This is a genomic window from Dyadobacter sp. BHUBP1 (genome assembly GCF_050587785.1).
GTDB lineage: Bacteria > Bacteroidota > Bacteroidia > Cytophagales > Spirosomataceae > Dyadobacter.
This window is the reverse complement of the sequence record NZ_JBOBIH010000005.1, coordinates 261,976-275,814: the sequence shown is the minus strand read 5'-3', so window position 1 is coordinate 275,814 and position 13,839 is coordinate 261,976. Positions and strand designations below refer to the sequence as shown.

The 13,839-nt window shown below is 48.8% G+C and carries 11 protein-coding genes; 5 read left to right on the top strand and 6 right to left on the bottom strand.

Features of this window, described 5'->3' with window-relative positions:
* Positions 1-46 precede the first annotated feature (46 nt).
* Positions 47-817: a class I SAM-dependent methyltransferase gene (locus ACQ4MZ_RS21190; protein WP_309983798.1), complete on the top strand. Its 771-nt coding sequence runs from the start codon at positions 47-49 to the stop codon at positions 815-817.
* 195 nt (positions 818-1,012) lie between these two features.
* Here ACQ4MZ_RS21190 and ACQ4MZ_RS21185 read toward each other — a convergent pair whose 3' ends face one another.
* The 5 genes from ACQ4MZ_RS21185 to ACQ4MZ_RS21165 all read right to left on the bottom strand — a co-directional run bounded on the left by ACQ4MZ_RS21185 (position 1,013) and on the right by ACQ4MZ_RS21165 (position 8,805).
* Positions 1,013-2,023 (bottom strand): glycosyltransferase, encoded by a 1,011-nt coding sequence (locus ACQ4MZ_RS21185; RefSeq protein ID WP_430848219.1) that lies wholly within the window; start codon positions 2,021-2,023, stop codon positions 1,013-1,015.
* A gap of 83 nt (positions 2,024-2,106) precedes the next feature.
* Positions 2,107-3,399 carry a glutamate-1-semialdehyde 2,1-aminomutase gene (gene hemL / locus ACQ4MZ_RS21180; protein WP_430848217.1) on the bottom strand — a complete coding sequence of 431 codons (1,293 nt, stop codon included), beginning with the start codon at positions 3,397-3,399 and terminating at the stop codon, positions 2,107-2,109.
* Between the two features lie 20 nt (positions 3,400-3,419).
* Positions 3,420-5,123 carry an ABC transporter substrate-binding protein gene (locus ACQ4MZ_RS21175; RefSeq protein ID WP_430848215.1) on the bottom strand — a complete coding sequence of 568 codons (1,704 nt, stop codon included), beginning with the start codon at positions 5,121-5,123 and terminating at the stop codon, positions 3,420-3,422.
* Positions 5,124-5,244: 121 nt separating this feature from the next.
* Positions 5,245-7,053 (bottom strand): membrane protein insertase YidC, encoded by a 1,809-nt coding sequence (yidC, locus tag ACQ4MZ_RS21170; protein ID WP_430848213.1) that lies wholly within the window; start codon positions 7,051-7,053, stop codon positions 5,245-5,247.
* A gap of 87 nt (positions 7,054-7,140) precedes the next feature.
* Entirely contained in the window at positions 7,141-8,805 is a 1,665-nt protein-coding gene (locus tag ACQ4MZ_RS21165) for a CTP synthase (protein ID WP_430848211.1), read from the bottom strand.
* 383 nt (positions 8,806-9,188) lie between these two features.
* Between ACQ4MZ_RS21165 and ACQ4MZ_RS21160 the strand changes: the two genes are divergently transcribed.
* Positions 9,189-10,088, top strand: a complete 900-nt coding sequence (locus tag ACQ4MZ_RS21160; RefSeq protein ID WP_430848209.1) for a PIG-L deacetylase family protein — start codon at positions 9,189-9,191, stop codon at positions 10,086-10,088.
* A 138-nt stretch (positions 10,089-10,226) separates the two neighbouring features.
* Here ACQ4MZ_RS21160 and nspC read toward each other — a convergent pair whose 3' ends face one another.
* Positions 10,227-11,384, bottom strand: coding sequence for a carboxynorspermidine decarboxylase (gene nspC, locus ACQ4MZ_RS21155; RefSeq protein ID WP_430848207.1), 1,158 nt, complete (start codon positions 11,382-11,384; stop codon positions 10,227-10,229).
* Between the two features lie 123 nt (positions 11,385-11,507).
* Here nspC and ACQ4MZ_RS21150 point away from each other — a divergent pair, with 123 nt between their 5' ends.
* From ACQ4MZ_RS21150 to ACQ4MZ_RS21140, 3 genes are all read left to right on the top strand, one after another.
* Positions 11,508-12,095 (top strand): 3'-5' exonuclease, encoded by a 588-nt coding sequence (locus tag ACQ4MZ_RS21150; RefSeq protein ID WP_223408939.1) that lies wholly within the window; start codon positions 11,508-11,510, stop codon positions 12,093-12,095.
* Positions 12,092-12,973: a bestrophin family protein gene (locus ACQ4MZ_RS21145; protein ID WP_430848204.1), complete on the top strand. Its 882-nt coding sequence runs from the start codon at positions 12,092-12,094 to the stop codon at positions 12,971-12,973. The genes ACQ4MZ_RS21150 and ACQ4MZ_RS21145 overlap by 4 nt, the downstream gene beginning before the upstream one ends.
* Before the next feature lie 329 nt (positions 12,974-13,302).
* Positions 13,303-13,716 (top strand): hypothetical protein, encoded by a 414-nt coding sequence (locus ACQ4MZ_RS21140; protein ID WP_430848202.1) that lies wholly within the window; start codon positions 13,303-13,305, stop codon positions 13,714-13,716.
* The last annotated feature ends 123 nt before the right edge of the window (positions 13,717-13,839 follow it).

The window sequence follows — 13,839 nt, the reverse complement described above, 5'->3', positions numbered from 1 at the left end:
TCGATGTTATGATCCTAAAATTATTAATTTTTAGTTAATTGGTTTAATGAAATCCATCATTAGTTTAGTTCTGCGCTACATTCCGCGTCCCTACCTCCAACTTGTCGGACACTGGGCAGCGCGGGGACTCAGCATCTTCTATATCGGCAACAAGGTGGAATGCCCGGTGTGCAACAGCAAATACCGCAAGTTCCTACCCTATGGCCGCAACACGTCGAGTCGCGAAAATGCACTGTGCCCCAGCTGCCTGTCGCTCGAACGTCACCGGCTGATGGCATTATATATGAAGCGTAAAACCAATTTCTATACTGCCAACCTCAAAGTCCTCCACGTAGCGCCCGAATATTGCTTCATCGACCGTTTCGAGCAGATGAAAAACCTCGACTACATTACCGCCGACATCGAATCGCCCCTCGCGAAGGTGAAAATGGACATTCACCAGATCCCATTCCCTGAAAATACCTTCGACGTAGCGATTTGCAACCACGTCATGGAGCACGTCGACGACTATATTCTCGCCATGAGCGAACTACATCGCGTCCTGAAACCCGGCGGCTGGGCATTGATCCAATCCCCGCAGGACATGAAATACGAGGTAACCTACGAAGACCCGACGATCACCGATCCGAAGGAACGTGAAATCCATTTCCTTCAAAACGACCACCTGCGCCTCTTCGGCCGCAACTACGGCCGCGAGCTGGAAAAAGGCGGTTTCAAAGTGACCGAGGACCGGTTTGTGATGGATGAGCTAAGCAAGGCGGAAGTGCAGCGGTACTCATTGCCTGGCGAGGAGATTGTGTATTTTTGTCAGAAGTAGTCAGGGGTTGTCAAGAGTATTCAGGTGTGGTCAGGAGTAGTCATTGATCGTCGATAGTTGTGATTAATAGGAAGAATAATCGGTGACTATTAGGAGGATTGATATCATTGATAGAAAATGAAAGAGGCAGTTTCGTGAGACACCTCTCGACTATTCCTGACAAAATCTGACAACCAATGACTATTCCTGACCACCTCACGACGGATACTCAATCGCTGCCCCCGTCTCGCGGTGCGACTTGTTTTCCCAAAGCCGCTTCCACCCTTCCTGTACAAAACCGATCCCGTAGCCGAAAAGCTGCACAAATGCAGCCCCAATACTCAGGAATGCCACTTCAACGCTCTTCGTTTTACGCAATGCGTCGATGAAGAGCAATGCAACATAGACTGCGAGAAACCCCAATCCGAGGTAAAAGAACGGCCGGAAAATGAAGTACCATACCGGAATGCTGCAAACGCCGAGCGTGAACAGTAACGGGAATGTATGCACGAGTTTCAACTCGTCGGGGTAATAGCGGGCGATGTTGATGCGTGCGCGGCCGAAAAACTTTAGTTGCCTGAAAAACGCCCCGAATTGTGTGCGGCGTTTGTGGTAAATAAATGCCTCGGGAATCAATGCAGATTTAAAACCGAGCCGCAACGCTGCTATACTGAAAAGGATGTCCTCTCCCATCCGACTCGTCAGGAACCCGCCTGTGCGCTCCCATACCTTACGCGAGAGGCCCATATTAAAGCTCCGTGGATGGAATGTGCCGCCCATATTGTTCTTCTTGCCGCGAATGCCGCCGGTCGTGAATACCGAGGTCATCGAGTAACTGATGGCCTTTTGAATGGGCGTAAAAGAAGGATGGTCGGTATCCGGCCCGCCGTAGAGGTCTACATAATCGGTATTCAGCCGATTTTCGACAATCGAGAGGTAATTAGGCTCAATCAATGCATCCGAATCCAGCAATATAAAATAATCGCCTGCTGCACGTTCGAAACCGTGGTTACGGGCAAAGCCCTGGCCACCGTTTTCTTTGTAATGGTAATGAATATCGAGCTTGTCGGCGAAGGATGCTACCACCGCATCCGCTTTGATTTTGGAACCGTCCTCTACGATTACCACCTCGAAATTCTTGTAAGTCTGCATTGCGAGGCAACCGAGCAATTCCTCCAACTCGTCGGGGCGGTTGTAAACGGGGATGATGATCGAGTAGCGGCGCATTTAATTTTTGAATGATTGAATGACCGAATGATTGAATGATTGAATGAAAATATTCGGTCATTCAATCATTCAATCATTCGAAATTATTTTGTCACCTCCGCCAATGCCTCTTCGTTCGCTGCTATGATTCTCTCCAAATGCGCATCGGTGAGCGCCGTCGAAAGAAACATTGCCTCGAATTGGCTTGGCCCCATATAGATCCCGCGGTTCAGCATGGCGTGGAAATACTTGCCAAACAACGGCAGATCGGAGGATTTAGCCGATGGGAAATCGGTCACGGCATTTGATGTAAAGAACAGCGTATACATCGAACCGATATGGTTCAAAGTGTATTTCAAACCTAACTTCTCCATTGAAGCCCGGAAACCGGTCGCGAGCTTGTTACCCGCATTTTCCAGCTGGGTATAGACTTCTGGGTGCTCGTTCAGATAGGTTAGCATCGTAAAGCCTGCTGCCATCGCGATCGGGTTACCGGAAAGCGTACCAGCCTGGTAAACCGGACCTGCCGGCGAGACGTAGTTCATGATCTCTGCCTTGCCACCATAGGCCCCCACAGGCATTCCTCCACCTATTATTTTTCCTAACGTTGTTAAATCCGGCGTAACTCCGAATCTTTCCTGCGCCCCGCCCTTCGAAAGACGGAAACCGGTCATCACTTCATCGAGGATCAAAACAATGCCTTCTTCATCGCAAATGCGGCGTAAACCTTCCAAAAAGCCCTCTTTGGGCAATACACAACCCATATTACCTACTACCGGTTCGAGGATCAATGCGGCAATCTGGCCTTTATTCGCATCCACCAGTTGCTGCACGGCTTCCAGGTCATTGTAAGGGGCCGTCAAGGTGTCGTTGGCTACGCCTTTTGTAACGCCCGGACTATCAGGCGTACCGAAAGTCACTGCACCGCTACCGGCTGCAATGAGGAAGCTGTCACCGTGGCCGTGGTAGCAGCCTTCAAACTTGATGATCTTATCACGCCCCGTGTATCCGCGCGCCACGCGTATGGCCGACATCGTGGCCTCGGTACCAGAGTTCACCATCCGTACCTTTTCGATCGAAGGAACCATGGATACGATCAGTTCCGCAATCTCTACTTCTCTGCGTGTAGGGGCACCAAAAGAGAACGAATGCTGGATAGCATCGGAAACGGCTTTCTGAATCAGTTCATGCCCGTGCCCGAGGATCATTGGGCCCCAGGAGTTGATCAGCTCGATATATTCATTGCCGTCCTCGTCATAAATGTAAGGACCTTTGGCCGACTTGATAAACAGCGGAGTGCCGCCCACCGCTCGGAATGCGCGTACGGGAGAATTCACGCCACCAGGGATATAATTTTGTGCTTTTTCGAAAAGTTGCTGGCTGGTTGAAGTATTCATTCTGTTAATATAAGTTGGTATTATCTGTCCACAGGAACCCATTTGGAACCGTTGTATTTTAGGACAGGCGTAATCTGATTTTCATTCGCTTTCGTATAATCAAAGCCCGAGAGCAGGTATTCATCACTGCCGAATTTCCGCGATTGCAGACCGGCCGGGAGCTTGTCCCTGTACTTGGAAAGCATCCGCGCAAAGAAAAGCAGCTGGTCGTAGCCCTGGTAGGAATACACCGATGGGAAAGTACTGGTTTTGTTGTAATAATTCTTCTGGAATATGCGGATCGTCTCCTTCTCGCGGTCCACATAATCGGCATCGATCAATGTTAAGCGTGTTCCGTAACGCGACAATCTGGCCTGCTGGGTATTGAAGCTCGTCGAAGTCGCGAGAACTGGCAGCGCGTTCAATTTGCGGCCGTTTAAAACTTCGATCAGGTTCCCTCCCGATTCGCCGTCGGAAGAAAACAGTGCGATATGCGCCGGCTTGTTGGTTTCAAATGAAGGTATTTTGCTTTCCAGCGACTCGCGGTCGGGCTGAATGCGGGTAATGGACATTACCTTCCCGCCTTTTTCCTTCCATTCGGCGGCGTAAGAAGCTGCCATGGTGGAATCCTTAGCGGTGTTACCGTAGTAAATTACCGTGTTGAGGTTTGGCGAAAGGGTACGCATCCATTGTGCCGCTCTCTGGGTTTGGTAGGTAATGGAAGGGTGCCCGAGGTAAATGTTTCCATTTTTCAGCAAAGTACCGTCTGTCGAAAGCGGGTTGAGCATAATAGCGTTACTTCCTGAAATGAAGTCAGCTGCAACATCGAAAGTACTGGCATACAATGGTCCGATTACCATGTCCGAAAGCTGGAAGTTCTTATTATCTGCAATGGCCTGCATGCTTTTGGCATCGTTGCTAACATCGTAAGCCCACAGGTTAACAGTGACTCCCTCTGTTTGAAGCTGTTCCCTGGCAATCGTCAGGCCCAGGTAATAATCGTAAGCAAACTGGTTTGAGCGACGTTTGGAAGTGTGGAATTCATCCAGGCGGAATGGCAGCAATACGGCTACATCCAGGTAACCTTTCGTCCATTGCGTATCCGACTTCGGCGCACTGCGTTTTGGTGCCTCCTCTACTTTTTCATTTTTGCGGAATTTAAATTGCTTGTCCAGCTGCTCAGCGTAAGTCAAATCGCCTTGCGCAGGCGTGCGGGCGGATTGGATGGATTGGTACACCGTCAATGCAATGTCACGGTCGGAAGGATATTGCTTTTGCAATTCTTTCAGTTTCAGAAAATCTTTGATCGTGCCCAGGTAATGCTGCTTCAATGCCTGCACATCCTTATTCAGGGAAGATTCCTTGATCCTCGCCAGCTGATCGAGACCGTCGTTGATCTGCCCGTTGGCGAGACTTACAGCGCCCAGCAGATAATAGACATCGTTGACTTTGTTCCAACCCGGATACCGGCTCTGCAGTTGCAGCAGCATAGGCTTGGCATCCTTATAGCGTTTAAGCTGGTAGGCACTCAATGCATAATAATAATGCGCATAGGGCGAATAGGCCGTTTTCGCATTCACGCTCGTCATGGGATAGAACTTCTCCATCGCCATGGCGTATTTACCTTGTTTGTAATCTGCCAGGGCCGACCGGTACCTGCTTTCCGTCTGGGGATTTCCCTGCCCGTATGACGGCTGATACAAGCCGATATAAACTGTCAAAATCAAAAAAAAGATAACTCTCATCAGGATTTCGGGGTCAAGATTGTGGTGATCTTTTAGCTGCAAAAATCAGCCCAAAATGGAAAAAAACGGGCAATATCCCAACCGGAACATTGCCCTTTATTATTACGATCTGAAAAACCTTTTATTTCTTTTTGGTCTTTTTCTCTAATTCAGCCTGTTTCTTTTTCGCCTCTTCCGCAGCCTGCAGAGACTTTTCAAGATACTTCTGGAATTTGTTTTGCTTCTTCTCTCCGCTGGCGTTTTTCTTGCGGTTCTCTTCGAGGATGTTTTTGATTTTATCCTCATTAACGAAGCGCTTGATAAGCAGCTGCTGTGCGATGGTAACGATGTTTGAAACAAAGTAGTAGAACGTCAAACCGGCGGGGAACGAGTTCAGGATGAACATGAACATCAGCGGCATCACGTAACCCAGCGCCTTCATATTTACGGGCCCTGGCTGGGTTGGCGTATTCTGGTTATTATAATAAGCATAACCAATGCTGGAAGCCGTCATCAGGATTGTGAACAAGCTGATGTGGTTACCGATACCGAAAGGCACATTGAATGGCAACTTGAAGAACGAATCGTAAGTCGAAAGGTCACTCGCCCAGAGGAATGATTGCTGGCGCAGCTCGATCAGGTTCGGAAAGAGGAAGAAGAGCGAGAACAGGATCGGCATGGTGGCCAGCACCGGTACACATCCGCTCAGCGGGCTCACGCCTACCTGCTGGTAAAGCTTCATTTGTTCCTGCTGCTGCTTCGCAATATCGTCTTTGTTCTGCTCGCGGATCTGTTCCAGTTCAGGCGCCAGGATACGCATTTTCGCCATGCTGATATATGATTTGTACGTCAGCGGCGTCAGCAATGTTTTGACAAACAATACCAGGAGAATGATGAGCAAGCCATAGTTACTCACAAATCCTTCGATCAGGTTGAAAAGCGGAACGAGGAAAAACTTGTTAATCGGTTTCAGGAATGCATAACCGAGGTATACGTTCTGATCGAAATTCTCTGCTTTTACCTTATCTACAATATGGTACTCGTTTGGTCCGAGGTAGAACTGGAAATTGGCCTCCCCCTTCTGAACAGCAGCCGTAGGAATGCCCGCGAAAATGTTCATGTTTTTCACAATCACCGAATCCTCCGGATTCACATTCGCACGCATGGTAACGTTCGTCAGCGGTTGTTTTTCCGCGATCAGACCGGCCAGGAAGTATTTGTGTTTAATAGTAAACCATTTAACCGGATCAGCCGTCTTCTCCTCTTCATTGGAAGTCGGGCTCGTAGGAAGGCTTTTCAGCTCGTCCGTGTAGTAGTTAACGGTAACCACTTCACGGTTTTTCTTCATATCGTTTTCCAGTTGCAGCAGGTCGTTATCCCAGTGGAATTCCACCGACTTGTTGGCTGGTAACGCACCACTCGCCTTGATACCGTAATCGATCACGTAACCGCTACCGCGTACGACGTAAGTCTGCTCCACGGTCTGATTATTTTTCAGCGTCGCCCGGTAAGTAATCACCGCCGAATCCTTCTCTGCCAACGTACGGTCCTGCGCGTCGGTAATGAAAGTCTGGTTGGTCAGTCTTACATCTCCGGTTTGGGTCGGCAAATCGATCTGGAAATTGTTGTGGTTTTCGGCAATCAGGTAAAGTGGCTTCTGATCGTAGGTTTTGTAGTTTTTCAACATTACCTCTTTCATTACCCCGCCCTTGTTAGTGAAAACCACACGGGCGTCCTTCGTTTCGATCACCAGGTCCTTTTGAGGAACAACTGTAGAATCAACTGATTGTGAGGAATTTTGGGTGGTATCCGAAGTGACAGACGCGGGCTTGGCAGCCTCCTTCTTCACCTCCGCTACCGGCGTGGGTTCCACAGGTTTCGGAACCAGTACCTGGTAGCCTATCAGCATCAGCATGATCAAGACCAGGCCGATTACAAAATTTTTATCCATTATTTACTTTAAATTGTTGAAATAACATACCGCTTGTAAGCCGGCAAAGGTAACAAGTTTTTTCGCTTAACAGGCCTTAAAATGTGATCAGTGGGAAACCGGTGTCAAAGCTCCTACCGATCTCTTCTGCGTTGAATATGCCAATGCAGCAGCCACGAAATTCACGAAGATCGGGTGCGGGTTCATCACCGTGCTTTTCAGCTCAGGGTGGAACTGTACGCCGATATAGAATGGATGCGAAGGCATTTCCACCATCTCAACCAGGTTATTATCGGGGTTAATACCGGTAGCCACCAGACCTTTTTCATCGAATTCTTTGAGATACTTGTTGTTGAACTCGTAGCGGTGACGGTGACGCTCGCTGATATTGGTCTTGCCGTAGATTTTGTGGGCCAGTGTGTCCTTTTTAATGCGGCATGGGTAAGCTCCCAAACGCATGGTACCTCCCTTATTCGAAACGTCCTTTTGATCCTTCATCAGGTGGATCACCGGATGAGAAGTGGTAGCATCCATTTCGACCGAATGTGCATTCTCCCAGCCGATCACGTTACGAGCATACTCGATCACGGCCATTTGCATACCTAGGCAAATTCCGAAGAAAGGAATGTTGTTCTCGCGAACATACTGGATCGCGGCGATCTTTCCTTCGATACCGCGCTCGCCGAAGCCCGGAGCCACCAGTACACCATCAAGGTCTTCCAGCTTTTCAACCGCATTCTCGGCCGTAAGGCTTTCAGAGTGGATCCATTCGATATTTACCTTACATTCGTTGGCTGCACCGGCATGAATAAACGACTCCACGATAGACTTATACGCGTCGTGCAGTTCCACATATTTACCTACCAAACCAATGCGAACTGAATCGATCGGATTTTTCAGGCGGGAAAGGAAGGTCTTCCACGATTCGAGGTCCACATCCTTATCATTATAAATGTCGAGCATATATAATGCACGCTGGTCGAGGCGCTCTTTGAGCATCAGCAAAGGCACGGCGTAAATGGTATCCGCGTCCATCGCCTCGATCACCGAGTTCACCTGTACGTTACAGAACAATGCGATTTTCTTGCGGATATCGTAAGGCAGCGGGTGCTCCGTACGGCACACGAGGATATCCGGCTGGATACCCGATTCCTGCAACATTCTTACCGAGTGCTGGGTCGGCTTGGTTTTCAGCTCACCCGCCGAGTTCAGGTAGGGGATCAATGTAAGGTGGATCACAAGCGTGTCTTGCTCATCCATTTCGAATTTCACCTGACGAACCGCTTCCAGGAACGGCAGGGACTCTATGTCACCCACACAGCCACCAATTTCCGTAATCACAATATCGTAATCGCCGGACTGGCCCAGCAACAGCATATTTCTTTTCAGCTCGTCGGTAATGTGCGGAACCACCTGTACGGTTTTTCCCAAAAAGTCGCCGCGACGCTCGGCGGTAATAACGTTGTGGTAGATACGCCCTGTGGTGACGTTGTTTGCCTGTGAAGTGCGAACGTTCAGGAAACGCTCATAATGCCCAAGGTCGAGATCGGTTTCGGCTCCATCGTCTGTTACGTAGCATTCACCGTGCTCGTAAGGGTTCATGGTTCCCGGATCGATGTTCAGATACGGGTCAAATTTCTGAATTGTGACCGAGAGGCCTCTCGCTTGTAGTAATTTAGCTAGTGATGAGGCAATAATTCCCTTGCCAAGTGAAGATGTAACACCGCCCGTAACGAAAATGTACTTAGCGGTCTTTCGTGCTTTGGAAGCCATAAGACTTTGCTGTTTTTCTATGATTACGGGATACAAAGATACAGGATTATTAGAAGAATCTAAGCGGGGCCTGTTTAAATATTTAGCTGGAAAACAGTAAGCGCCTGGCTGTCTGGTTGGTAATAAAATATAATTTTTTCCTGCCCCACGCACTGGAATCGCACTTTTCAGGTGAAAGCGCAGGACTCGACACCTTCATAAAATGGGTAAAATTCCATTTAAAAAAAGTGTATTGAAAATTTTATATTCTCCGACGTCGCGCTCCCACCGCACGCTTGTGGCCAATCCCTTTATACAACATATAAAATAAGGTTACCGGAGACCTTTCCAGAATTTAAATTTCTATTTTGCATTTATTCCAAACCTTTATCACCTCAATACAAATGATCAGAAAGTTACTGCTCCTTCCCGCATTGCTATTGTGCGGTGCCACTGCCTGGGCGCAAAACGCGGCCGATTCGAAGAAACCCCTTAACATTATCGTCTTCGGCGCCCACCCCGACGACTGTGACCTCGGCGCCGGCGGCATCGCCTCCATTTATTCGTCCATGGGCCATAAAGTGAAATTCGTTTCGCTCACCAATGGCGATAAGGGCCACCAGGATATCGGCGGCGGAGAATTGGCTAATCGCCGCTACAAAGAGGCCCAGGAAGCTGCGCGCCGCTGGGGAATCCAATACGACATTCTCGACAACCACGACGGCGAGCTGTTCCCTACCCTGGAAAACCGTCTGGCGGTGATCCGCAAAATCCGCGAATGGAATGCAGACGTTGTCATTGCACCGCGTACAAACGATTATCACCCCGATCACCGAAATACCGGCGTGGTGGTGCAGGACGCTGCTTACCTGGTCATTGTGCCGAATATTTTAAGCAGCGTGCCTCCGCTCACCAAGAACCCGGTTTTCCTCTATTTCCGCGACCGTTTCCAACGACCGAACCCGTTCCGCCCGGATATTGCGATCGATATCACTGAAACCCTTGCTAAAAAAGTGGACGGGCTCGACGCGCACGTTTCCCAATTTTATGAGTGGCTTCCTTGGACAAATGGTGATCTTGCTAATGTTCCCAAAGATGTGGCCGAGCGTAAAAAGTGGCTCTTCACATCAATGGAAAAACGCTCATCCGTAACCCCGGAAATCAAGGCTTCGCTGGAAAAATGGTACGGTACAGAAAAGGCGGAGAAGGTGAAATATGTAGAGGTTTTTGAAATCACAGAGTACGGAAAGCAGCCCTCTGCTGAGGAGGTGAGAAGGCTCTTTCCAATGCTGCCGAAGAATTAATTTTGAATGACCGAATGATTGAATGACCGGATATTTTGAGAGAAACTATTCAGTCATTCGGTCATTCAATCATTAGTACATTTCCGCGAATCGCTTCAAGTCACAAGTAACCGATTTCCCCAAATAAGTTTACTCTTACTACGATAACCTGTCTTTAAAACTCTCGTATCCATAAGAGCGTACAAGCTGAAATTTCTGGTCAGCTTTCCATATACCAATGGACGGCAAATTAACACCGTTAAATGTGGTCGTCTTTACCATGGTATAGTGGATCATGTCCTCAAATATGATTTTATCGCCAATTTCCAGCGGCTTGTCGAACGAGTAATCGCCCATATAGTCACCTGCGAGACAGGTCATTCCTCCCAGCCTGTAAGTCGGCTTTCCTGGTTCCGGATCCTGGTATGCACCGCGTATCGCAGGCTTGTAGGGCATCTCTAATGTGTCGGGCATGTGCGCCGCAAACGAGGTGTCGAGAATCGCTACGTCGATACCCTGGCTATCGAGCACATCAAGTACCGTTGTGTATAATACTCCTGTGCGCCAGGCGATGGCGGAGCCGGGTTCGAGGATCACTTCCAGATTGTACTTTTCTTTGATAGTACTAACTAATTTTATTAGCTTGCTAATATCATATCCTTCCCTCGTCATCAGGTGACCGCCGCCCATGTTGAGCCACTTCGCTTGATGTAGCAAATCGCTGAACCTTTCTTCCAATGCGGCGAGTGTGCGCTCCAGCGTGTCGCTGCCATTTTCGCAGAGCGTATGAAAGTGAATGCCGTCGATCCCTGCGGGAAGCTCGTCGGGCAGCTTGTCGCGCGTAACGCCCAGACGCGAGCCCGGTACGCACGGGTTATACATGTCCGTGGCTACCTCCGAGTACTGCGGGTTCACGCGGATGCCGCACGAGAGCGTCTTGCCGGGGTTAGCCTCTTTGTAAGCCTCCACCCTGCCCTGGAACCGCTCCCATTGGCTCAGGGAGTTGAAAGTAATGTGACTGCTGCGTTGCATGATCTCCTCAAACTCGCTGTCGAGGTACGCAGGCATGTACGTGTGCGACTGGTAGCCCATGAAATCGTTGATCAGCTTTACCTCGTTCAGCGAGCTGGCCGTAGCGCCTGAGAGATATTCCTTCACGATCGGGAAGGCACTGTACATCGAAAACCCTTTCAATGCGAGGATAATCTGGCATCCCGCCGCCTTCTGGACCGAGTCGATCAGTTCGAGGTTCTTACGGAGCAACTCCTCTTCCAAAACGAAACAGGGTGACGGAATTTCTTTAAAATCAATAGCCATTTGCTATAAATGAGTGTTGGTAGAATCTTCTTGCATGCAATGATTGCATAATTTTGTACACAAAACTATAAGTTTGAGTTTCCAAATCATGACCATTTTTCACACAGCCCCGCTGACCAGCCTATGTCCTTCCTTGTTTTAGATATTGAAATGACCGGGCCCGAGCCGGGTTGGAACGAGATTATACAGATCGGTGCGGAGTTTTTTGACGACAACTGGCGGTCGCTCGGGACCTACCTGCAAAATGTGTATCCCGAGAATGAGGAGGCATTTTCGGTAAAATCGGAGGAAGTACACGGCCTGTCGCTCGACGACCTCGAAGATGCGCCGATGATCTACGACGTGCTCCCCGAATTTGAGAAATGGATCAAAAAACTGAACGTCGGCAAACCCAGCCTGGCCAATGTGGTTATTTGCGGCCAGAGCGTGATCAACGATATCAACTTCCTGCGCTTCGCCTACCGCAACGAAAAAATGAAATGGGGCTTCTCCAACAAGCAGCTCGATCTTCACACTGTTTCCTATTTATTTTTCCAGATCCTCGAAAAAAACGGCAAACAAGTGCCGCGTTCGCTGAGCCTCGGATCGGTGGCAAGCTACTTTGGGTTCGAACGGGAAGAGGAGACGCACAATGCCTTGGAAGACGCCCGCCTTACCGCCAAATGCTTTAAAGAATTTTTCAAGCTCATCGACCACGTCAAGCTCATATGATCGATTACAATCCCAAAGAGTGGTTCCGTTACATTTTCTATTTCCAGAAGGCCGACACCGTGCGCAAACTCGCACCCATGATCCTGACCATGGCGGCCTATTCCAGCGTGGTCGCATACATTATTATAATACACTTCAAAATTACCGAGAACAACGACCTGAAAAACATCTCGCTGATGCACTCGCTCCTCGGTTTTGTGATTTCGATGCTGCTCGTGTTCCGTACCAACACCGCCTATGATCGCTGGTGGGAAGGGCGCAAGCAATGGGGATCGCTTGTGAACGGCAGCCGTAACCTCGCATTGAAACTGGCGGCGCTGATCGGCCCGGAGCATGCCGCAGAACGTGAGTTTTTTACAAAAATGATCCCGAACTACGCATTCGCATTGAAAAACCACCTGCGGAACACCTACATTTCCGAGGAGTTCGACGACTCGGCGCTTTATAAGAAATCGGCATTGATTACAACGGATCATGTTCCTAACCAGATCGCTGCTGCATTGTTTGCCAAAGTGATCGAACTGCAACGAAAAGGTGCATTGCTACCCGAGCATACCATCATATTGAACCACGAGCTCGAAGGCTTTACGAATATCTGCGGCGCCTGCGAGCGGATCAAGAACACGCCTATCCCGCTGTCTTACAGCTCGTTTATCAAGAAATTCATTTTCATTTACTGCCTCACACTACCGATCGGGTACGTGTTCAGCCTGCATTTCCTGGTCATTCCGTTTGTAATGTTCGTGTTCTACATTCTCGCCAGCCTGGAAGTAATCGCCGAGGAAATCGAGGACCCGTTTGGCGAAGACAGCAACGACCTGCCCATGGAGCGCATTTGTAAGGGTATTCACACAACCACCCGTGCATTGCTCAAATAGCCCAAAATCCCGGAGTTATTAGAAAGGAATTAGAAACTGATTAAAATCTAAAATTTTTCCGGGATTTTCACAGGACCTCATTTTAAACTAATTTCTGCCCCTACCTCAATTTTTTAGCTCAAACCGGTTTTCCGCGAAACCTGATTCTCGCTCTTTCTTCATTTCCGCTTAACATTAGCGTGTATTAGCATCCCATTTCTGCAAAAACCTCAATTTTTTGAGTTATTAGAGCATTTGGCAATGCCTCTTTCTGTTGGTAATTTCAATTCAACCCCTCCCCGCCAGGGCGGTCCGGAAGGGGCGATTAATTAGAATAAACGATTACCAATATGAAAAAAGCCACATTTTTAATCGCCATATTATTTGTCGGATTGTTCACCGTCGCAGCCCATGCGCAGTCGATTGTAGATCCGGGAATCTCCGTTTATAACTACAAGCATCCGAACAAAGCAGCACAAGCCAAGGCTGCCGGCAAGGATCAGAAAACGATACGTGTCGCGAACATGAGGACTGTCGAGCGCTTCGGCAAGTACCAGACGAAGTATGCCAGCACGACGCCCAAGTATGCGCCTCGCCCCGCCGCACTCGTAGTAACCCGCGAATACAAGCCGGAAGGAGTGGAAATCAACCCGCTCACCTCGCCTAGAAATTACAAAACCCCCAGTATCAGTGTAAGCAAGGATACGGCGCAAATGGCTGAATATTATAATACGCCGGATAAGGTTTATCCGACACAAGATTAACCATTGTATAATTACACAAAAACGCCGGCTTCCGTGAGGCCGGCGTTTTTTTATTCCAAAATCGATCCAACTAATTATTAAAAAGGTCAAATTAAGGCAATTAGGAATTTTTTAGGCTTTTTT

What these genes read in the sequence shown, in the direction of transcription:
- ACQ4MZ_RS21190 (WP_309983798.1), top strand. Translation starts at nt 47, where the DNA reads ATGAAATCCATCATTAGTTTAGTTCTGCGCTACATTCCGCGTCCCTAC.
- ACQ4MZ_RS21185 (WP_430848219.1), bottom strand. Translation starts at nt 2,023, where the DNA reads ATGCGCCGCTACTCGATCATCATCCCCGTTTACAACCGCCCCGACGAG.
- hemL (WP_430848217.1), bottom strand. Translation starts at nt 3,399, where the DNA reads ATGAATACTTCAACCAGCCAGCAACTTTTCGAAAAAGCACAAAATTAT.
- ACQ4MZ_RS21175 (WP_430848215.1), bottom strand. Translation starts at nt 5,123, where the DNA reads ATGAGAGTTATCTTTTTTTTGATTTTGACAGTTTATATCGGCTTGTAT.
- yidC (WP_430848213.1), bottom strand. Translation starts at nt 7,053, where the DNA reads ATGGATAAAAATTTTGTAATCGGCCTGGTCTTGATCATGCTGATGCTG.
- ACQ4MZ_RS21165 (WP_430848211.1), bottom strand. Translation starts at nt 8,805, where the DNA reads ATGGCTTCCAAAGCACGAAAGACCGCTAAGTACATTTTCGTTACGGGC.
- ACQ4MZ_RS21160 (WP_430848209.1), top strand. Translation starts at nt 9,189, where the DNA reads ATGATCAGAAAGTTACTGCTCCTTCCCGCATTGCTATTGTGCGGTGCC.
- nspC (WP_430848207.1), bottom strand. Translation starts at nt 11,384, where the DNA reads ATGGCTATTGATTTTAAAGAAATTCCGTCACCCTGTTTCGTTTTGGAA.
- ACQ4MZ_RS21150 (WP_223408939.1), top strand. Translation starts at nt 11,508, where the DNA reads ATGTCCTTCCTTGTTTTAGATATTGAAATGACCGGGCCCGAGCCGGGT.
- ACQ4MZ_RS21145 (WP_430848204.1), top strand. Translation starts at nt 12,092, where the DNA reads ATGATCGATTACAATCCCAAAGAGTGGTTCCGTTACATTTTCTATTTC.
- ACQ4MZ_RS21140 (WP_430848202.1), top strand. Translation starts at nt 13,303, where the DNA reads ATGAAAAAAGCCACATTTTTAATCGCCATATTATTTGTCGGATTGTTC.